The 20,244-nt window shown below is 34.6% G+C and carries 16 protein-coding genes, 6 pseudogenes and 1 riboswitch; of the genes and pseudogenes, 11 read left to right on the forward strand and 11 right to left on the reverse strand.

What is annotated here, in order from left to right; all coding sequences use genetic code 11:
* Window positions 1–17 precede the first annotated feature (17 nt).
* A complete protein-coding gene (locus JFU20_RS00365) occupies window positions 18–185 on the reverse strand; it encodes a hypothetical protein (RefSeq protein WP_176126999.1) in 168 nt (55 codons plus the stop codon).
* Between the two features lie 168 nt (window positions 186–353).
* Between JFU20_RS00365 and JFU20_RS00370 the strand changes: the two genes are divergently transcribed.
* Both JFU20_RS00370 and JFU20_RS00375 read left to right on the forward strand, forming a co-directional pair.
* The gene (locus JFU20_RS00370) at window positions 354–1,019 is read left to right on the forward strand and encodes a response regulator transcription factor (protein ID WP_002090432.1); all 666 of its coding nucleotides are present in this window, start codon (window positions 354–356) and stop codon (window positions 1,017–1,019) included.
* The gene (locus tag JFU20_RS00375) at window positions 1,012–2,436 is read left to right on the forward strand and encodes a sensor histidine kinase (protein ID WP_151304101.1); all 1,425 of its coding nucleotides are present in this window, start codon (window positions 1,012–1,014) and stop codon (window positions 2,434–2,436) included. The genes JFU20_RS00370 and JFU20_RS00375 overlap by 8 nt, the downstream gene beginning before the upstream one ends.
* 225 nt (window positions 2,437–2,661) lie before the next feature.
* On the opposite strand, the gene JFU20_RS00380 is transcribed toward JFU20_RS00375, so the two are convergent.
* Window positions 2,662–3,861 carry a S1C family serine protease gene (locus JFU20_RS00380; protein WP_176127000.1) on the reverse strand — a complete coding sequence of 400 codons (1,200 nt, stop codon included), beginning with the start codon at window positions 3,859–3,861 and terminating at the stop codon, window positions 2,662–2,664.
* 211 nt (window positions 3,862–4,072) lie between these two features.
* On the opposite strand from JFU20_RS00380, the pseudogene JFU20_RS00385 reads away from it, so the two are divergent.
* Window positions 4,073–4,198, forward strand: a pseudogene (locus tag JFU20_RS00385) (IS6 family transposase); the annotation flags it as partial.
* A 125-nt stretch (window positions 4,199–4,323) separates the two neighbouring features.
* On the opposite strand, the gene JFU20_RS00390 reads toward JFU20_RS00385, so the two are convergent.
* From JFU20_RS00390 to mmuP, 3 genes are all read right to left on the reverse strand, one after another.
* Complete coding sequence (locus JFU20_RS00390) at window positions 4,324–4,617, reverse strand: ArsR/SmtB family transcription factor (RefSeq protein ID WP_078205348.1); 294 nt, start codon at window positions 4,615–4,617, stop codon at window positions 4,324–4,326.
* A 931-nt stretch (window positions 4,618–5,548) separates the two neighbouring features.
* Window positions 5,549–6,526 (reverse strand): homocysteine S-methyltransferase, encoded by a 978-nt coding sequence (gene mmuM / locus JFU20_RS00395; RefSeq protein ID WP_078205349.1) that lies wholly within the window; start codon window positions 6,524–6,526, stop codon window positions 5,549–5,551.
* Window positions 6,501–7,910 (reverse strand): S-methylmethionine permease, encoded by a 1,410-nt coding sequence (gene mmuP / locus JFU20_RS00400; RefSeq protein WP_078205350.1) that lies wholly within the window; start codon window positions 7,908–7,910, stop codon window positions 6,501–6,503. The genes mmuM and mmuP overlap by 26 nt, the downstream gene beginning before the upstream one ends.
* Before the next feature lie 84 nt (window positions 7,911–7,994).
* Window positions 7,995–8,102: riboswitch (SAM riboswitch) on the reverse strand.
* A gap of 343 nt (window positions 8,103–8,445) precedes the next feature.
* On the opposite strand from mmuP, the pseudogene JFU20_RS00405 reads away from it, so the two are divergent.
* Window positions 8,446–8,610, forward strand: a pseudogene (locus JFU20_RS00405) (IS4 family transposase); the annotation flags it as partial.
* Between the two features lie 50 nt (window positions 8,611–8,660).
* On the opposite strand, the gene JFU20_RS00410 reads toward JFU20_RS00405, so the two are convergent.
* Both JFU20_RS00410 and JFU20_RS00415 read right to left on the reverse strand, forming a co-directional pair.
* Window positions 8,661–8,993: a carboxymuconolactone decarboxylase family protein gene (locus JFU20_RS00410; RefSeq protein ID WP_012259796.1), complete on the reverse strand. Its 333-nt coding sequence runs from the start codon at window positions 8,991–8,993 to the stop codon at window positions 8,661–8,663.
* A 7-nt stretch (window positions 8,994–9,000) separates the two neighbouring features.
* Window positions 9,001–9,405, reverse strand: coding sequence for a tautomerase family protein (locus tag JFU20_RS00415; RefSeq protein WP_002136375.1), 405 nt, complete (start codon window positions 9,403–9,405; stop codon window positions 9,001–9,003).
* Window positions 9,406–9,514: 109 nt separating this feature from the next.
* On the opposite strand from JFU20_RS00415, the gene JFU20_RS00420 reads away from it, so the two are divergent.
* Window positions 9,515–10,387 carry a LysR family transcriptional regulator gene (locus JFU20_RS00420; RefSeq protein WP_078205352.1) on the forward strand — a complete coding sequence of 291 codons (873 nt, stop codon included), beginning with the start codon at window positions 9,515–9,517 and terminating at the stop codon, window positions 10,385–10,387.
* Window positions 10,388–10,550: 163 nt separating this feature from the next.
* Here the strand turns inward: JFU20_RS00420 and JFU20_RS00425 are convergent, their stop codons facing one another.
* Window positions 10,551–11,825 (reverse strand): alpha/beta hydrolase, encoded by a 1,275-nt coding sequence (locus tag JFU20_RS00425; protein ID WP_151304105.1) that lies wholly within the window; start codon window positions 11,823–11,825, stop codon window positions 10,551–10,553.
* Between the two features lie 247 nt (window positions 11,826–12,072).
* Here JFU20_RS00425 and JFU20_RS00430 point away from each other — a divergent pair, with 247 nt between their 5' ends.
* Window positions 12,073–12,522 (forward strand): MarR family winged helix-turn-helix transcriptional regulator, encoded by a 450-nt coding sequence (locus JFU20_RS00430; protein ID WP_078205354.1) that lies wholly within the window; start codon window positions 12,073–12,075, stop codon window positions 12,520–12,522.
* A 732-nt stretch (window positions 12,523–13,254) separates the two neighbouring features.
* Window positions 13,255–13,493: pseudogene (locus JFU20_RS00435) on the forward strand (SunI/YnzG family protein).
* A gap of 275 nt (window positions 13,494–13,768) precedes the next feature.
* Here the strand turns inward: JFU20_RS00435 and JFU20_RS00440 are convergent.
* Together JFU20_RS00440 and JFU20_RS00445 are read right to left on the reverse strand one after the other, a co-directional pair.
* Window positions 13,769–14,455: an ABC transporter ATP-binding protein gene (locus JFU20_RS00440; protein WP_060751035.1), complete on the reverse strand. Its 687-nt coding sequence runs from the start codon at window positions 14,453–14,455 to the stop codon at window positions 13,769–13,771.
* Between the two features lie 11 nt (window positions 14,456–14,466).
* The gene (locus tag JFU20_RS00445) at window positions 14,467–15,894 is read right to left on the reverse strand and encodes an ABC transporter permease (RefSeq protein ID WP_201038171.1); all 1,428 of its coding nucleotides are present in this window, start codon (window positions 15,892–15,894) and stop codon (window positions 14,467–14,469) included.
* Between the two features lie 292 nt (window positions 15,895–16,186).
* Between JFU20_RS00445 and tnpB the strand changes: the two are divergent.
* Window positions 16,187–17,308, forward strand: a pseudogene (tnpB, locus tag JFU20_RS00450) (IS200/IS605 family element RNA-guided endonuclease TnpB).
* Between the two features lie 115 nt (window positions 17,309–17,423).
* Here tnpB and JFU20_RS00455 read toward each other — a convergent pair.
* Window positions 17,424–18,079 (reverse strand): annotated as a pseudogene (locus JFU20_RS00455) (lysozyme family protein).
* Between the two features lie 218 nt (window positions 18,080–18,297).
* On the opposite strand from JFU20_RS00455, the pseudogene JFU20_RS00460 reads away from it, so the two are divergent.
* From JFU20_RS00460 to JFU20_RS00470, 3 genes and pseudogenes are all read left to right on the forward strand, one after another.
* Window positions 18,298–18,417: pseudogene (locus JFU20_RS00460) on the forward strand (vancomycin resistance histidine kinase VanS); the annotation flags it as partial.
* Window positions 18,418–18,567: 150 nt separating this feature from the next.
* Entirely contained in the window at window positions 18,568–18,966 is a 399-nt protein-coding gene (gene tnpA / locus JFU20_RS00465) for an IS200/IS605 family transposase (RefSeq protein WP_201038172.1), read from the forward strand.
* 11 nt (window positions 18,967–18,977) lie between these two features.
* Window positions 18,978–20,090, forward strand: a complete 1,113-nt coding sequence (locus JFU20_RS00470) for an RNA-guided endonuclease TnpB family protein (protein WP_151304108.1) — start codon at window positions 18,978–18,980, stop codon at window positions 20,088–20,090.
* The last annotated feature ends 154 nt before the right edge of the window (window positions 20,091–20,244 follow it).

Below are 20,244 nucleotides of genomic sequence, written 5' to 3' on the forward strand. Positions count from 1 at the left end.
TAATTTCTGGATTTTTGTTAACTCGGTTTATATAGGTTTCTTTTATTTACACTTGCGTACTTATATAGATACGGTGATAATTTTACTTTTTGTTTTTTTATTTTTATAAGACTATGTTCCGAATGATGGATCATCCACATTTTTATATCTAATATAGAAAGAATTATGTCTGTTTCAAGTGACATTTTGCTTACCTCCTTCTTTCTTAAGTGTTATGTATACATAATATCTCTTAAATCTAGAGCTGATTTGAAATATATATAGTTTTCCTGTGAAGTCTTTATATTGTTTTCTAGTAATTCTCCATACAAACTCCAGATAGTAAAGTTATAATGGCTACTAGAGGTGATATAATGATCAACCATCATATTCTTGTAATAGAAGACGACCAAGAAATTCAGGAATTAATTAAACAATTTTTATTGACACAACAGTATACAGTTGAAGTTGCATCAGATGGATTAGAAGGAATGATACAATTTAATAAGCAATCCTTTGATTTGATTCTTTTGGATGTGATGATGCCAAACCTTAACGGATTTGAAGTTGCGAAAATGATTCGAAGTCAATCAAATGTGCCAGTTATTATGCTGACTGCGTTAGAAGAAGAACAAGATCAAATGAAAGGATTTGATCTTGGAATCGATGATTATATTACAAAACCATTCTCTTTTCATGTTTTGATTAGACGAGTCGAAGCAGTACTAAGAAGAAGCAATGATAAAAGCTTAGATAATCATTTCGTATTTAAAGAATTGCGTGTCGATGTCGACGCCTATAAAGTATATGTAAATGAAGTTGAAATCTCCTTAACAACGAAAGAATTCGAAATTCTGCAACTACTACTTCAAAATGAGAAAAGAGTACTCCCAAGAGAAAGCATCGTAGAAAAAGTTTGGGGATACGATTATATTGGAGAATCACGAATAATTGATACACATATGAAAAACATACGAAAAAAATTAGATATCCCATACATTAAAACAATAAAAGGCATTGGTTATAAAATCGATGAATAGAATCGTAAAAATCATGAAAATGAAGCGAATTACTTATAAACTTTTTATGACTACATCCCTCATTTTGTTAGCCTTTGCAGTCATGATTTATTTAACTTTATACTTTTTTCTTCCTACATTTTATGAACAATATAAAACAGAGCAACTTGAAAACGGAATGGAAGAAATAATTGATAAATCTAAGAATCTTACTTTTCAAAATGCACAACCGCTTTTTGAGGAGTATATGCAAAAAAATAATGCAATACTCAGATTTCCAGATTACGAAAGAGTAAACGTTTATTCTACTCCTTATACATTTATTCAAGGAAGTGTTACTCAAGCAGCACGAATAGGGAGTTCAAATAGCCTGAACAAATCATATGATATTCCATTTCAGGATGGTAACCAAACCGTCATAGTATACGCAACATTTCAACCTATTGATGAAGCTTCCAAAGTTTTGGTACGTTTCCTTCCCTATATCAGTATTATTGTAGTTGTTATTGGGATAGGAAGTGCTTATTTATTTTCAAGGTTCATTACAAAGCCTCTCATTTATATTAATCGAGGGGCACAAAAAATGGCGGATTTAGACTTTTCTGAAAAAATCGAGATTCGTTCTATGGATGAATTAGGAGAACTATCTAATAGCTTGAATGATATGTCCATTAATTTACAACAAACTATGTTTGATTTACAAAAAGCAAATCAGCAATTAAAAAGTGATATTGAAAAAGAAAGAGAAATAGAAACCAAACGCAGAGAATTTTTTGCAACTGTATCACATGAATTAAAAACCCCTCTCACTATTATGAAAGGATACTTAGAGGGGATGATATATAATATTGGTCCTTATCAAGATCGTGACCAATACTTAAAGAAAAACCACCAAATTATCGAAAAGATGGAAGATCTAGTTCGTGAGATTTTAAGTATGTCTAAATTAGAACAACATACATTTAAACTACAATTAAAAGAAATAAATCTCTCCGAGTTAATGGATATAATCACAAAAGATCTCAGTTTTTTTGCTTCTCAAAAAGACATTCAAATCATAAAACAGATTGATTCTAACCTTTCTGTCTATACAGATCGGGCTCTTTTAGAAAAAGCCTGTAAAAATATTATTCATAATGCAATTATGTATTCTCCGAATAGCGAGAATGTATATATACAGCTAACTCAGGACTCAAAACAAAAATGTATCTTAATTCAAATTATCAATACAGGTGTACAAATTAAAGAAAATGATATACAACATGTCTTCGAACCATTTTATCGAATTGAAAAGTCAAGAAATCGAAATACTGGTGGGAGTGGCTTAGGATTATATATTGTAAAACAAATTTTTGAAGCACTAGGTATAGAGTACTGTATTAATAATGTAGAACAAGGTGTACAATTTGTTGTTAGTATTCCAATATCTGAACAATAAACAACCTCCCCTACCAATTGGGGAGGTTGTTTATTATTGCTTTTTAAAATACCCTTATACAATACTTACCCAGTATTAGATGTATTCAACCTACAAACCAAGCTAAGAGTTTTGACTTTACCAGTTCCAGATGAGCCTAAAATAGTTTGAACTAGAATTGAATTCGTATGTATATGATCAAAAAAAGTTAAATCAATTTACAGGAGTGATCTGTTCAAAATCAGACTACTTTTGCTCTGTTAATTTCACCATTTTTGTTATTTTTTCACCATTGCGATAAACTGTCACTTTAATTGTATCCCCCGATTTTTTCTTTTCATATAAATACTTGCGGAATTGAACAACGTTTTCTATTTTTTGTTCATCCAATGCAATCACAACATCATGCTGCTGTAATCCTCCTTTTTCTGCTGGTGATTGATTCGATATGCTCCCCAACACGACACCATTTATTATCTCTTTTGGCAGTTTTAATTGATCACGTGCAGAATTCGTAATTTCCTCCACATTAAATAACTGTACACCTATCATTGGACGTTTAACCACGCCATCTTTTTCCAATGATTCTAGAACTGTTTTAGCTATATTAATTGGAATTGCGAATCCGATTCCTTCAACTGCTTGTTGTGCAATTTTACTTGAATTAATTCCAATGACCTCACCTTGCTCATTAAATAAAGCCCCTCCGCTATTCCCAGGATTAATAGCTGCATCTGTTTGAATCACCTGTGCCTGCCAATCCACTTGTTGATTTCCAAGTGTGCTAACAGGTATTACTCGATCCTTACTACTAATAATCCCCTTTGTTACACTTCCTTCTAACCCTAATGGATTCCCAATAGCAATTACAGATTCTCCTGTACGAATTTTTTCCGAATCTCCTAGAGTTGCTACTTTTTTCACATCTGTTCCGTCAATTTCTAATATAGCTAGATCTAATAATGGGTCTGTCCCTACTACTTTAGCAGTAAGCTTTTTACCATTATTCAATTTTACTTCTATTTTATTTGCACCGTCTATCACATGATTATTTGTGACAATGAAAACCTTATTTCCTGTTTTTTTATATATGACACCTGATCCTGAACCGGCTTCTTCTGATTGTTCTTGTACTGCAAATGGATCTGCATTTTTTTGATAGTTAATGACACCTACTACAACTTCTTTTGCATCTTCAATCATATTTTGAAGACTATTCACACCTTCTGGTTTGTGCGAGACAGGAGTAACCTGATTCACCTCGTTATTTTTAGCGGATTGACCTGTACCTCCTTTGATCTCATCTATATATGGAGTGGTCAAGCCAATAGTAATTGACCCGATCATTGCACCAATTATTCCGATAAAAAAATAACCAGTTTTTTTACCGTCTCTACTTATGTTCTTTCCTGTTTGTTTTGTATCATAGTGTCCCATTATGAACACTCCTTTCTCCTTTTATGTCACCTGGATATTCCCAACTTAATATTTTCACTATAAGCCCTAAATCTGGAGTGTACATGGAGATAATCAGTAGTTTATCAAGAGTTGTAAATCTGGTTCTGGTGCAAAAGCTTCAAAATATCTAAAAAAAGTCTTTCAGACTTGGACATACTGATACTATTATTCTAAAAAAGGATCTGATTGGTATGGAAAAGCTAAATCTATTCTTTCAGGAATAGAAGCGATGCATATCATTAAAAAAGGCCAACTTATTTTACGGGGCAAGTCTGTCCAAAATGAAGTGAAGTTTATTCATCAACTATTCGGAATGGCTGCATAAGAATAGATTCCATTAGGAATCTATATACCTCTTCAAATAAATACAATCTTTGCACCAGAACCCTCTAATAAACATACAAAAAGTTCCCTGCTTTATAACAGGGAACTTTTTTGCATATTATTAACCTACAAATCTAAAATCCCTACAATCTGACGAGCTTTAGAATTATCAATATAATAATGCATCTCTAATCCTCTTCTTTCCGCACGGAGTACGGTTCCTCTCAATTTTGATAAATACTGTGAAACAGTGGATTGCGGAAGTCTTAATATTTCTGCTAACAGTGTAACATTACGCATTTTATGATGCATTAACTCATTTACAATTTGTAATCGTACTGGATGTGCCATTACCTTTAATAAATCTACATCCTCTTCTGGAATTCCTATTACATCTCGATCACTTTTTAATGCTATCATTTTATATTCTCCTTTATTATTTATTTCTATTATCCTTATAAATAGTACTCATATATAAATACCTTTTGTCCTGTTGAGAAAATAAATTCACTATCCGCTCTTTAGATTAAATAAAGGAAAAGAACTACATATTTATTAAGTTATACGTTCTTCCACCAAAGAAGTAATCTCTTCAATTTTTATATATAGGGATAGCACCACATCGCTATCAAGATAAGAAAAGCAAATACCCCCAAACGAGAAAATTGACATGTCCAGATGAAAATGTACAATTTTTTATTTTAGGGGCGTTATAAAGTTTTTTAGTTAATGTGGTGATACCCATCAACTTAAGAATGGAAACAAAGTGTACTTTCATTTTGTGGGGTAAAGCATTCCTAAAATAGAAGCATACTCTTAATAATACGCATACCAAATAAACCCTATCGTTTTATTAAAAGTCAAGGAAATAGTAATGAAATCCTATATTTATGCGATTGAATATAATGTCACACATTTTATAAGGTAAAAAGGAAAGGATAGATGAACAGGAGAGTATACCTGTTTACATCTATCCTTTTTTACAACAATATGACCACATTTACTACTACAACAAATTTTCATATAGTTACTGAACTATTTTTTGAATAACCAAATTAACCTCTTCGTTAACTTTAATTACGAATAAATGGTCCCCTTCACCTTCAATTGGATCAACTACATCTTCATTAAAAGATTCAGCGTGTTGTCTACCATATCTATTAAACTAGCGGTTTTTATTTTCCCTGATTCCTTTCCATACCTAAGGTACCCAAAAGTCCACTGGATTCCCGAGGCTACCATCCACATTTGTGTCTCTGAAAAGACATTTTGTGCCACTAGACGTAACTGTAGATTTCTGAACAAGCAAAATCACGAAAATACACACAAAGTTAGATTATCATCCATTACATTACTGTTTTGCTTCGTTCGAATAGAAAAACTCGGAAGAACGCCACTTGTTCGATATCTCCTCAATGTGATAAGGTGTCGTTCTGCAGCATCCACCTATTAAACGTGCACCTGCTTGGTACCATTCTTCAGATTGAATATCCAACGCGTTACATTGTTCATGACCATGCCATGTTTTTGTTTCTGGATTATAAGTTTCACCAGAGTTTGGATAAACAATAATCGGTTTTTTGGTGTTTGCCCTCAACTCTTGGATTGCACCAGTCACAACGGTTACTGGCGCACAATTGATGCCTATCGCTACAATTTGTTCACTTTTCTCAAAAACTCGTGCACACTCCACGAGTTTCATACCTTCACTAACCTCTTTCTCATTTTTTAGCGAAAAGGAAAGCCACGCATATGTTGCTGGAAATTCACGCAATAATGTATCTAATACTCTTGCTTCTTGCAGGGAAGGGATCGTTTCAAATGCCAATAGATCTGCACCTGCTTCGATTAACGCAGACATTCTCGAACGGTGAAAGTCTGCTAATGTTTTATCTGTCACACCATAGTTGCCTACATACTCTGAACCATCTGCAAGGTAAGCCCCGTACGGTCCAACTGATGCAACAACCAATGGTTTAGGCCTATTCGTTCGCGTATTTTCCTTCCAAAAATCATCTCTTGCCCTTCTTGCGAGTAACACCGTTTTCTTAATTAATTCCAAAGCTTCCTGTTCTTGTATTCCACGCGCGGAAAAACCACTAATAGTAGCTTGATAGCTTGCTGTTATGGCACAGTCCGCTCCAGCACGAAAATAGTCCGAATGAACCTGATAGATTAGTTCCGGATTTTCTAGTAACACACGTGCCGACCAAAGGGGATCGTCCAAATTACATCCATGCGCCTCCAATTCAGTAGCTAATGCTCCGTCAAGAAGCATAATGGAATGTTGGGATAAAATAGCATCAATTGGGTTGATTTTGTTCGACATAATCTACGCCCCTCTTTTTTAGATTTTTTGTTAGATAATAACTTCCATAGCAAAATAAAATAAACGGTATGCCGCAATATAAGGCAATTCTCTGTGTTGGATCGAATGCAATTCCAATACACGATGCCAGACAAAGGATAAAAGAAGCAATTGGTACTAATGGATATAGTGGTGTGCGATAAATCAAGTCCTTTTCAGAATTTCCTTCTTTCAAAAATTGTCTGCGAAATAGGAACTGGGAAGCACTAATACTCATCCAAACTATAACTACTGCTAGACCGGAAATGGAAACAAGTACGATATAGACAGTATCTGGTGCCACAATACTTGAGAGCAAAGCCAACGCTCCACCCACCATGCTGAAAATGACGGCGTTGATTGGAACACCTTGCTTCGTCATTTTCCCAAAAATCGGGGATATCGTTTTCTTATTAGCAAGCGACCAAAGCATTCTAGAAGAGGCATAAAGGCCTGAGTTTGCCGCAGATAAAATGGCTGTTAAGATAACGAAATTCATTATGTCAGCTGAATATGGCACCCCAATTCGTTCTAGAACTGCAACAAAAGGGCTCTCTAATACCCCTGCATCGGAAATAGGCAATAACGCAGATAAAACAACAATCGTTCCTACAAAAAAGATGATTAATCTCCACAGAGTAATTCGAATGGCCTTCGGTATCATTTTTTCCGGGTTCGCTGTTTCTCCAGCTGCAATGCCTATTAATTCTGTTCCCGAAAAAGCAAAATTAACCGCAAGCATGGTCATCATAATGGCCGTAGCACCATGAGGAAATAAACCTCCACTTGTAAAATTAGAAAAGAATGGTGCTGCTTTTGAATGAGTCATCGGAAGAAACCCTAGCATTGCCGCTACTCCTAAAACAATAAAAAACACAATAGCTATAACCTTTATCGATGAAAACCAAAATTCGGATTCGGCGAAAAATTTAACAGTCAGGACATTTAATACAAAGATCAAAATGGCAAAAAGAGCACTCCATACCCAAACATTAACCGATGGAAACCATCGCTTCATAAGTAATCCTGCGGCTGTAAATTCAGAACCTAAAGCAACAGTCCAAGTTAACCAATACAACCAGGCTACTGTATACCCTGTACCCGGTCCAATGTATTTAACTGCATAACTATGAAATGCGCCCGTTTCAGGCATATGTACGGAAAGCTCTCCTAAACATAGCATAACTAGATAAACCACTAGCGCACCAATCAGATAGGATAGAATTGTTCCAAACGGGCCAGCTTGTTGAATAGTGTAACCCGAGCTTAAGAATAAGCCAGTTCCAATCACCCCACCAAGTGATAGCATGACTAAATGACGTGCTTGCATTTTCCTTTGAAATTCTCGCCCATTTTTGTTCTCCATTTCTACTCTCCTTTAGTTACTATCCAGAAAAAAATAAAAGCGCACTCTAAAAAAGAGGGCGCTACTGACAAATAAAAACGGAAGCTCTCATCTATCAGGATTATCACCCGCTGGAATTAGCACAGTGTCTACTTAAGCAGACCTGTTGCTGAGGTTTCATAAGGCCAGTCCCTCCACCTCTCTGGATAAGAAATATTTTTTTATAACCTTATCAATCCATTCAATAACTGTCAAGATAATTCTGTTTTTTAAAAAAATTATCTATTATAGAAATACAAAAAATAGAGTATTACTATAACTGCAACCCACTCCTTCTTGGGTATTATTTAAAAATCGAACATACAAAACCTCATTTATTTATGATACGGTTCACAAGCACTTCCTCAAAATTTAATGCACTTCTAAATATCTTCTTACTTCTTTGGCTATGGGGTCACCATACATAACCATCAACTCAGGAGATTTTAATACCCTCCAATATCAAAAAACGTTATCCTTTCTAAACAAGCTAAATTAGAAAGGATGATGTTTTCTTATGAATCTCTCGATTCAAGATGAATTATTACCATTTGCAGAAGAATTACAACGATATGTTACACCTGTATTCTTAGAAGAACTTGCAAGAGAAATAGGATTTATAAAGCGAAAACGTAAGTTTTCTGGATCAGAATTAGCTGCTATTTGCATTTGGATTAGACAAACTAGTTTCTTATCTAGCAGATTTCATTTTTGTTTTTTATAGAAGATTGATTATTTAGATACCGTATTCTCATTTTTGTTCAATATCATGTTTAGCGTTGCAGCCGCTTTAGGCCATCCAACGTAAAAGGCCATATGTGTTATCAAAGCAATAATTTCCGTTTCGTTAATTCCATTCTTTTCAGCTAATTGTAGATGAAATGGTAGTTGCTCAGTATTACCGATACTAATTAGAGCAGATAGTGTACATAAACTTCTTTCTCTGGATGTTAAAATAGGATCTCTCCATACTTTTTCGAATAATATGTTTTCACTATAATCAACAAAATCGGGAGCCATATCTCTCATTTTCTTTCGTATATTGGACTCGATACGATCATTCACTATTTTTTCACTCCCTTATATTAACCATTTGTGCTATACCTTGACCAAATGACCAGTTTTCAACAGATGTCTCGTTTAATGTAATAAAAATATCTGTTGTAGAGATGTTTAAATGATTAGAAATAGTTTTTGATATGGATTGATACAAACTCTTTTTCTGATTTATTGTTCTTCCTGGCCCACATGTAATAGAAACATGCATTATTTTTTCTGTTCTCTTTTCCTCTCCTTCTAAGAGATAATGTGGATCGTAAAAAAATTGATTAGGGGGGTAAGGTAAAAACATTTGAAAGTAATCATTTTCTGGGATTTTAAAATGTTCAATCAATGAATGATGAATACTATTACTTACCGTTTTTAGCTCTTCTTTATTCAATTGACCATCTGGATAATAAACATTAACAAACGGCATATTTTCACTCCCTTTCTTATGACCTTATTTTACTTCCATTACCTCGATTTGTATAATTGAAAATACATCGTATAATTATCAATAAAACCGATGAAGATGGGGTGTGAAGATGGAAATAAAAGAGTTAAATACATTTAAGATGATTGTCGAAGAAGGTACTTTTTCACTGGCAGCAAAAAAATTAAACTATGCTCAATCAACTGTAACAACACATATAAAAAAGCTGGAGAATGAACTTGGCTTCCTTCTATTTGATCGGGGGTGGGATGCGCGATTAACAGAGGAAGGTACTTTATTTGCAAAGGAGGTAGATAACTTATTAATGCATTGGGATTATTCAATATCTCAAGCACAGCGCATAAGTAATGAGGAAAAAGGGAGAATAAGAATAGGGCTAACAGAATCTGTTGCAAAAAAGTTAATGCCATCTATATTAAACTATTTAGACAATGAGAAACCATATATACATTGTGATTTTGTTGTAGGGAATACAGCACTTTTATCACAACTATTAGAACAAAATAAAATTGATTTTGCTGTTTGCGGAAACAACAAAAATAGTTCCAATATGAACTTCACTCCACTTTACAATGAACAAATTGAATTTATTGTCAATAACCCTCACCATCCAATATTACACAAAGAGTCAATTGAAGTATTCGATATCATTAATTATCCTATTTTAATTGGAGAGAATAGTTGTTATTATTATCAATCTGTGAATGCCTTTTTATCAGAAAATAATTTATCTTTTAAAAGAGTTTACAATTGTAGTGCATTACACCTTATTCCACAAATGGTTTTTGGAAATGCAATAGGTATTATTCCTAAGGGAACTATTTTAAACAAAGGTAATATATCATTTAAGGTTAAAGGATTTGATCCCCAGATGCCTATAGGATTATTAATTTCTTCTAAAAACAGCAATTATTTGAGCCAGACAAAACAACGACTTATGAAATTAATTGAATCGTTATTGTGATAAATAATGATTTCTCTTAATAATTATCTATATTTGTTTGATTAATTTTTCAAAACAGCTTTTAAAGCCGGAAAATAATTAAAACAGCAATTAAATAATAGATACACAACAAAAAAGGATCTGCTACTTACTGCAGATCCTTTTTTGAATCGGTGTACATTTGTTAACTCTTACAAGCGTTTAATGTGTTACATTTTTTACGTGCTTTAATTTCAGCCGGCTGAGCACCAAGCCAATAAGTTGGAAATGCAGTCCCCTCGGTGACACCGCCATCACGATGCATGTAATAACGTTCATCATAATCATTTTTAAAGTTCCCTTCAAGTGCAAGTTCTACCCATTCTGCACCAAAACGGAAAATTTCTGCAGCTACTCCACCAAGCGGATGGAATTCATTCTCGTAGACGCGCAGCTCCTTTGGTGCTTCTACAAGCTCATAAAGACTTAATGCTTCTTCCAAACGGGTTAGTTCATCAAATTCTCCTATACCCATGAAGACTGGACAAGTAATCTTTGGAGCCAATTTCCATAGGTTCATCTGGCTACTCAGCTCGTTTTCAAAGGCAACCTCATCAGTGTAGCCAGACATGTACATAAAGTTTGCTTTGAAACTCGGCTGTGCTCGGTTGAAGATGGTATCAAATTCGCCATATACACCTTCAAAGGTTGCTATAGCGTTTATACGATTATCACTCGCAGCAGCGCGCATCCCCCAATACCCACTCATACTGATACCAAAAAATCCAATCCGATTTGAATCAACCTCAGGTCGTTTGGATAGAAAATCGATATAACAACTAACGGCGCGTTCGTAATTAGTCAAATCAACTTTTAGACCTCCTGATACAGATTCACCTTGACCTGGTCCTTCAATTGATAGAGCTACGATACCACGAGACGTATAATAGCGTTGCGCAATCTGTATATAGTCTTCCTTAATCATATCCATACCTGGGCCTAATATTACTGCTGGTGCATTACGAATTTCACCTGAAGGTAAATGAAGTAGTGCATATATCTGTTTGCCTTCAAATTCTAATACTATACGTTGTACCGTTCCCCCTCCAAGTGACGAAATAGCTGCCACACATTCGTTACAACGCTCTCGAAACGCTAACTTTCGTGGATCATCATTAAAATATGAATATTGTGCACGTCCCCACATAACAGCAGCTCGCTGATACAAATCACGGGCAGTAACTGTAAATCCTTTTTGTTCATAATGTTTTGCTCGTTCTTGAGCTTGAGCAGCAACCGTGGCCCATGCTTTTGGTATCATTGCTCCACTCTTTACTTGAGAAAATACTTTATCAAAATCAGTGTGGTCGTGTCCTAACTGTTCCATAGTTGCCTTTGCTTCAGGGTGCAAAGCATCAAACCCACCAAGTGCAAGAGCTATATCTAAAGCCCATCCTTGAGATTGTGAACGTTGAGTCATAATAATCATCCTTTACAATATAATTAAGTACTTAATGATTAAGTACTTAATTAATATGATGAAGTATACTATCTACTTTTGTCAAGTCTATAAACTAAGTCGTTTTATTTAGGATTCAAAATAAGTAGATATACTATTGCTTGGAAAAGAACAGCAAATCTATACTTAATTTGACTCTACTCTTTTCCATATGTTATTGTTAACTCCATATAATTAAGTACTTAGTTAATAAGAAAATGGTGATATTATGACAAATTCTATAAATAAGATAAATGCAATAGACGAACTTAGTCATGCTATATATAGTCTGACTGCAGCCGATGGACGTTTAAGAGGGCGAGCTACTCGTACATTAGGAGCAGTTTCAATGGTCCATGCTCGAACTCTTAAAGTATTAGCTGAAGAAGGCGAATTATCAGTCAAAGAATTAGCTGATCGAGCAGAAACTACCGCCGCTGGTATTACTCAATTAATCAATGGATTACAACAAGCAGGCTACGTTGAGCGTGTTCGTTCAAATAACGACCGGAGAGTTGTCAAAGTCCGGCTTACGCCTAGTGGTTTAAATTGTCATTTAGAAAGGGAGGAAAAACTAAAACATATTCTTAATGCGAACCTTTCAGATTTTGATGCAGAACAAATCGAGAAATCTTCTGAAATAATTAGGTGCCTAGTTCATGTGCTTGATCAACTATAATAGTATTCTAAAGCTTTCTTAGGTTCTTAGAACTAACTCCATCGCCATTAAGTTAAGCAATATATCACCAGCAAAATTGAAAAATGGGCTGAATACTCAAATATAACTGTAAGATTTTGAACTACTCCCACTTAACGACTTTGCGGCCTTTTTGAAGTGGGAGATTTCTGTGAACATCGGTGTATCCACCAGTTATGTTAGCAGGATCCGTCCGTAGTTCCTATGGTGGGAACTGAAGTGTCTTTTACGTTGCCTCACCACGCTTCCTACTTTAGCTTGATTTTCGCAATTTCGGCAAGCGCGGGACGATAGGACGTTGAAAATTTTACGATTGCAACGAATTTTCTGCAACCAACCTCATATCTTCAGTTTTCAAAGATCAATCTGTACAAGTATATGGTAAAAAACATTTTGGCTTACACCAACCGACATGCATCCCCCACTTAAAATTGACGTTTTACACCTTCACATTTTTAAGAAAGGAGTCTTTTGTTAGAAATCGATAAAATCGCTCCAATTCCTATTCATTTGAACTCCCCCCACTTATACGATTCTTCCCTTACAGTTTACCATTGCCCCAGTACTATCTTTCTTCCCTTTTTCGAAGGATGCTTTGTTGCTTAAAGAACCTGAAAATTGAATTTAAGAGCGCAAAAAGTTTGTTTTTTAATTAATCAATTTATATAACTAGATAATCAATTTGTAATTTAAATATGGTAAGGTTTTGGTAAAGTGCTAGGTATTGATGTAAAAACATAGAAGAAAAATTACTAATTATATTGCAATTAGCAAAGGTTTGTATTCCATTGAGTGAAATTATTGAGGTAACCGAAGATAATACGTATGCTGGTGTTGAAAAAGCAGAAGTATTCCGAATTGGAACAGCATACGGGACAACTGATCGTAGTTTAATTAAAATCATAAAGTATACTTATCTATGTTCTGTTGCACAGTGTTTAAAACTAAGCTAAACTTTTGCAACAGAACCCATTTACTTTCCCTCTTCAAAAAATCGTAACTTTATTTCAAATCCACATTTAACCCTTAAAACAAAAAGAACTTGTAGGAATCTCTACAAGTTCTTTTTAGTTTCAGGTGAATATACGGGACAAACAAACTATCTTACAGATTCATCATAGAAACTACAGGGGTAATGCTTTGACAAATATATTATATAACAAATATTAACATCCATAGATTTTAATTTTGAAAATTATGTGAATTAAGAACGAAAGTAGCTTTTTTCTTAGCTATTATTAATTTCGTTTACTACTAACTTCTTTTTACTTAAATACACTGCTCGATCCGATTTTTTTGCAACTTCTTGTGAATGCGTAACAACAATTACACATTTATTCTCTTGATGAGCAAGCTCTTGAAACAACTCAATAATCTCTTTTGCTGTTTCTCCATCAAGGTTTCCTGTTGGTTCATCAGCAATCAATAAATCGACATTGCAAGATAGTGCCCTAGCAATTGCTACACGCTGTTGTTGCCCGCCACTTAGTTGCAAGACATTTCGTTTCGCTTCTACTTCTGTGAGTCCTACCTTCTCTAATAATTCTAATGCTCTTGCTTTTTTATTTTGTACCTTCACACCTGTAATTTCCATTGCCGTTAGTACATTCTGAAGAGCGGTCATATAGGTAATCAAATTATACGATTGGAAAATTACAGATACATTTTGATTACGGTATCGATCCAAACCAATTTTTCGAATATCCTTGCCATTATATAGTACATAACCGTTTTTAGGTATGTCCAGCCCACAACCTAAGCTAAGAGTTGTGGTTTTTCCAGATCCAGAGGGCCCTAAAATCGTGTAAAAATGCCCTTTTTGAAAAGAAAAATTAACATTATCTAGTATCGTTACTTTTTTCCCATTACTTTCATAATAATAATCTAAGTTTTTAAATTGTAAAATCGTCTCCATATCGAGCCTCCTTATTCATCTTTTAAAAGAATTTGTTTTGGATTTAAGCGTAGAATAGATAATGCTGGAAGAAGCGTTGCTAATATAGCAATAGCTAGTCCAATTCCCCCCATTTTCCCTACATCCTCTCCCGTTACACTTACATCAATTTTATCAATTGGCTCCTTTTTTTGGTCTTGTAGACTACCACCAGGTCCAGCCACCATTACAGTACTATTTTGTGAGGTGTCTGTTTCTTCACTTGCTGTAGCAATTTCACTCGAAAGTAAGTTATTCCCTACGAATTGAGAAACTTTAGCTCCTGTTGTTATGGATAATCCAAATGCTAAAATAGCAATACATACTACTTCTACTACGAACTGCGCCATCAGTTTCCATTTTTTCTCTCCAATGGACAATAAAATCCCCATTTCCTTACGACGTGCTTTAATCGATAACATAATGATTAATCCTAAGATAATCGCACCTGCAATAGATACCATATAGATAATCATTTGAGACGTAGAAGCGATATTTTCGATAGGACCAATCATTTGTTTGTACAATGAATCATGTGCATCTAACTTAAAATAATTAAAATCAATATCAGATTTTTTTGCTTCTTTTTTAAATGCATCAATGTATTGTGGGTCGTTCAATAAGTACACAACTTGAATACTACTCATACCTTCATCTACTTCTAATTTTTTTAAAGTAGAGTAAGGCATATATAGTTTATTAGCTGGATTCATCATAGGAGGGGGATTTTGACCCATTGGTTGCTCATTCGTTTCGTAAATACCAATAATTTCAATTTCAAGAGTTTCCTTTTTATCCCCTGATTGAACTTTAACTTTATCTCCTACTTTCAAATTGTTTTGTTCCGCTAATCGTTTTTCCATTAAAGCTACATTCTGATCTTGCATCTGTTCTGTAATTGGTTTTCCATCAACGATTTTATTTTTTCCATTTTCAAAGCTTTCTTGTAATAAAGTCTTGCGAACTCCTTCTATCATAAGAGAAGAATTCATATCTATTTCTGTACCTGAACCTGATCCTCCCGCCGTTGCCACTCTAGCATTTCCTTTTCCTTCTCCTTCGCCTTCTGAAACTCCTACTAATTTAAATCCATCTGCAATTCCGAAATTATGGGTTATATAATTATAGTCTTTTACATGCTTGGACTTCGCTAATTGATCTGTTTCTTTTGTATTGAGCTGCGGCGGATTAGGCGCTTCTCCAGTTTCCCTTGCTTGTTTTCCTAATTTATCAAAATCAAGACCTAAAGTAACATCAGCACCCAGTTTTTTTCTTGCTGCATCAGCAGCTTTTTTTGATGCATTTTGGATTGTGAATCCTGCCAGCACTAAATTTGTAACAATCAGGAAGACTGCCATCAAAATTAATGATGTTCCTATTCTTTTTCTCATACTGAGAATTGCGCGTTTTATAAAATTCATTTTTCCTAACCTCCTTGATAGTTGTTATTGTATATACGCTATCTGGAGTTTGTATGGAGCTATTCCATAGTTTATCTGGAGATATAAGGAGTTTATGTGTATTTATCATTTTAGCCAAGAAGACTCCTTCCTCCAGGAATGCGAAGTGAGTAGGTGGGAGATGAATTTGCTTCGGACAAGGGATGGCAGGAAGCCATCTTAATTGTTCGACATACATAAACTGTTACTTCACTACCTATCGAATATACGTTTGTTGTATAATAGACACATATCGAAATGGGGGGTGAAACGAATGATAATCAATAAAGCATATAAATTTCGTATCTATCCAAATAAAGCACAAGCGAACCTAATCAATAAAACAATTGGCTGTTCTCGTTTTGTATTCAATCATTTCCTATCTCTATGGGATAATGCATACAAAGAAACAGGAAAAGGTTTGACATATGGTACATGGTCTGCCAAACTTCCTGCCATGAAGAAATAGTTTGTTTGGCTAAAAGAAGTGGATAGTATTGCGATTCAGTCGTCTGTTCGCAACCTTGCGGATGCTTATACACGCTTTTTCAAAAAACAAAACAGTGCCCCGCATTTCAAATCTAAGAAAAACAACGTACAATCTTACACCACAAAACAAACAAATGAAAACATTGCCGTTGTAGGAAACAAAATGAAATTGCCAAAACTCGGTCTTGTTCGATTTGCCAAAAGTCGTGAAGTAAAGGGACGTATTTTAAATGCTACAGTTAGACGAAACCCTTCTGGCAAATACTTTGTGTCATTGTTAGTTGAAACAGAAGTGCAAGAACTTCCGAAAACAAATTCTTACATTGGAATGGATGTGGGACTAAAAGATTTCGCCATTTTGTCAGATGGAACAATCTATAAAAATCCAAAGTTTTTTCGATCGTTAGAAGAGAAGTTGGTAAAAGCACAGCGTGTTCTTTCTAGAAGAATGAATGGATCTTCTCGCTGGAATAAACAACGAGTAAAGGTAGCTAGAATTCATGAATACATGGCAAATGCCAGAAAAGATTACTTGGACAAAATCTCAACTGAAATCATCAAAAACCACGATGTTATCGGTATAGAAGATTTGCAAGTATCGAATATGTTAAAGAATCATAAGTTAGCAAAAGCGATTAGTGAGGTATCATGGTCACAGTTTCGAACCATGTTGGAATATAAAGCGAAATGGTACGGCAAACAAATCATTGTCGTATCGAAAACATTTGCTTCAAGCCAATTATGTTCTTGTTGTGGATATCAAAACAAAGACGTTAAAAATCTAAACCTACGCAAATGGGGTTGCCCTTCTTGTCATACACATCATGATAGGGATATTAACGCAAGTATCCATCTAAAGAATGAAGCGATAAGGCTTCTAACCGCAAGGACTGTGGAGCTAGCCTAATAAATTAGAGTTCGATAGAACTCTTTACTTAGGAATCCCCCTCTTCTAAACGAAGTAAAAATGGGGGTAGTTCAATGTTGATAACTGACGGTATCATAATATTTAATTCTACAGCTTATTTAGAAGAGTCATGTACATTTCGAAGACGTTCTTGAATAAGTTTTATTTTTTCATTCACCTTTGATGCATATGTGAAATCACCATAACAATATGGATACCTAAAATTATTTTGATTTCCACCACAAGTGTACATCTCTGGATTTTGATCAACTTTCATCTTAGAAAACTTTTTAGCCGAATCTTCCGAGTGTTGTTTATCTTCTTGGCTGGCAATAAAATCAATATACCCTGGTCCCATATTATAGCTTTGAATAATTGTATCCATGCTAACATCTTTTTCCGTTCCATATTTGTACATTTGAGCAAAGTGTTTTACCCCTTGTTTAATACTCAGGCTTATCTCTTGAAGTTCATTTGGCCTTAATCCAAGTGACTCAGAAGACTGCATAGGGTCGTTGCCCTCACCTCTACTCTCTTGGTACATAATTCCTAACAAAACTGCAGTTTTCCCTCCTAAATCATATTTTTCTAATTCTTTTTTCAAGGTAGGCTCATATTGCAATAAACGTTTTTCGGTAGCAAGCACTTTATTTTTATGAACATTGGTTTTATGATTAAAATATAGTATTCCAAGCATTGTTCCTAAACCTAAAATACTAATAAATAATAATATAATAATATAATAATTCGTATTTTACTCGTATTCTTCATATATTCCTCCTCGTATAAGAAATTCTATTTTTCAATGGCAATTGGTTATTTATAAAATATGTAGTGACCATCTATCCCCCGCTCCTTTTTAGACTGAAACATCAATTCTTTAAGGTTTAAAGTTTAATATAAAAATTTAAAGATAAGGTAAAGATAAGATAAAGTTAAGATAAAGGGCATTTTTTAGCGTACTTTAAAAAGGTATTGGTACAAACAAATATGTGGGACAACTTGTTGATATGAATGGATATAGTGATAAGCGAGAGGTTATCGTACAAGTTATTAGTTTTGGAGATATCATTTTAGAAGAAGATTTACCCTATCTTTTTAACGAATTCCTCGAAAGAATTCTCCTTCCTCAAGCGCATGAAGGGCGTAGCCCAGCGGTAGGTGGGAGATGAATTTCGGTTTGGCGTAGCCAAAAGGCTTTGCTTTTTATTTTGCCTCTGATATAATCAGTCTTATAAAGCGCAAAGGTTGGTATATCAATGAAATTAGACAGCAATAACCATTCAGTATTCTTGTTGTATTACCATCTTGTGTTGGTCGTAAAATTCAGAAGAAATGTGTTTGATGATGATATGTCAAACTATGCAAAAGACATGTTTGTCAGGTTATCCGAGAATTACAACATAACACTGGTAGAGTGGAATCATGATGTAGACCATGTTCATATTTTGTTCAAGGCACATCCGAATACAGAAATGACAAAATTTATTAATGCTTATAAAAGTGCAAGTTCTCGAGTAATCAAGAGAGACTTTCCACAAGTGAAAAAGAAACTTTGGAAAGAGATGTTTTGGTCAAAAAGTTTTTGCTTACTAACTACTGGTGGTTCGCCAATAGACGTAGTAAATGAATATATTGAAAATCAAGGTGAAAAGTGAGGTGAAATGATATGACAAAGCATAATAAAGCCTATAAATTCCGTTTGTATCCAACAGAAGAACAAGCATATCTTATGCGTAAAACCTTCGGTTGTGTACGTTTCGTGTATAACAGAATGTTAGCTGAACGAAAAGAAGCGTACGAAAAATACAAAGATGATAAGGAACAACTAAAGAAACAAAAGCTTCCAACTCCTGCGAAATACAAAGCAGAATTTGAGTGGTTAAAAGAAGTTGATTCATTAGCTTTGGCAAATGCTCAACTAAACTTGCAAACTGCCTATAAGAATTTCTTTAGTGGTCAAAATGACTTTCCGACATTCAAAAGTAAAAAAGACAGAAAGTCTTATACAACGAATGTAGTAAACGGAAATATTATGTTGCTTAATGGTCATATCAAATTGCCAAAACTGAAAATGGTACGTTTCAAACAGCATAGAGAAATACCACAAGACCATATGATCAAGTCATGTACGATTTCTATGACACCTACTGGTAAATACTATGTGTCCATCTTGACTGAATACGAAAAAGAGATTGTACAAAAAGAAGTAGAAACAGTTGTTGGATTAGACTTTGCGATGGATGGATTATACGTTAGTTCTGAGGATGAGAAAGCCAATTATCCTAAGTTCTATCGTGAAATGTTAGACCAATTAGCAAAGGCACAACGAGTATTAGCAAGACGCAATAAAGGGTCTGGGCGTTGGAATAAACAACGTATTCGTGTAGCTAAGTTACATGAGAAAGTAGCTAACCAACGTAAGAATTTCCTTCATCATAAGTCTAAAAATTTAGCTGCTAATTTTGATGTTGTAGCTATTGAAGACCTAAACATGAAAGGAATGTCGCAAGCACTTCATTTTGGAAAAAGTGTCGCTGATAATGGGTGGGGTATATTCATTTCTTTCTTAGCTTATAAACTAAACGAACAAGGAAAACAACTTGTGAAAATAGACAAATGGTTTCCTTCCACAAAAACATGTAGCAGTTGTGGAAATGTAAAAAATATGTCATTGTCTGAACGAGTCTATTCTTGCATATGCGGTGTAAATCTCGATAGAGATTATAACGCAGCTATCAATATCAAAAATGAAGCAATACGCCTATTAGCGTTAGCATAAATAACAATAAAATAACCTTTGGAACAAGGGAGTTAGCTCGGCTGTCTTAGGACGAATTCGTTAGCTATCAAAAGTAACGACTAACCGAGAAGCCCCCACTTCAAACAGTCCGTTAGGACGTTAAGTGGCGGGTAGTTCACTATACTTTATATAG

Source organism: Bacillus sp. TH30 (genome assembly GCF_016650875.1).
GTDB classification, from domain to species: domain Bacteria; phylum Bacillota; class Bacilli; order Bacillales; family Bacillaceae_G; genus Bacillus_A; species Bacillus_A mycoides.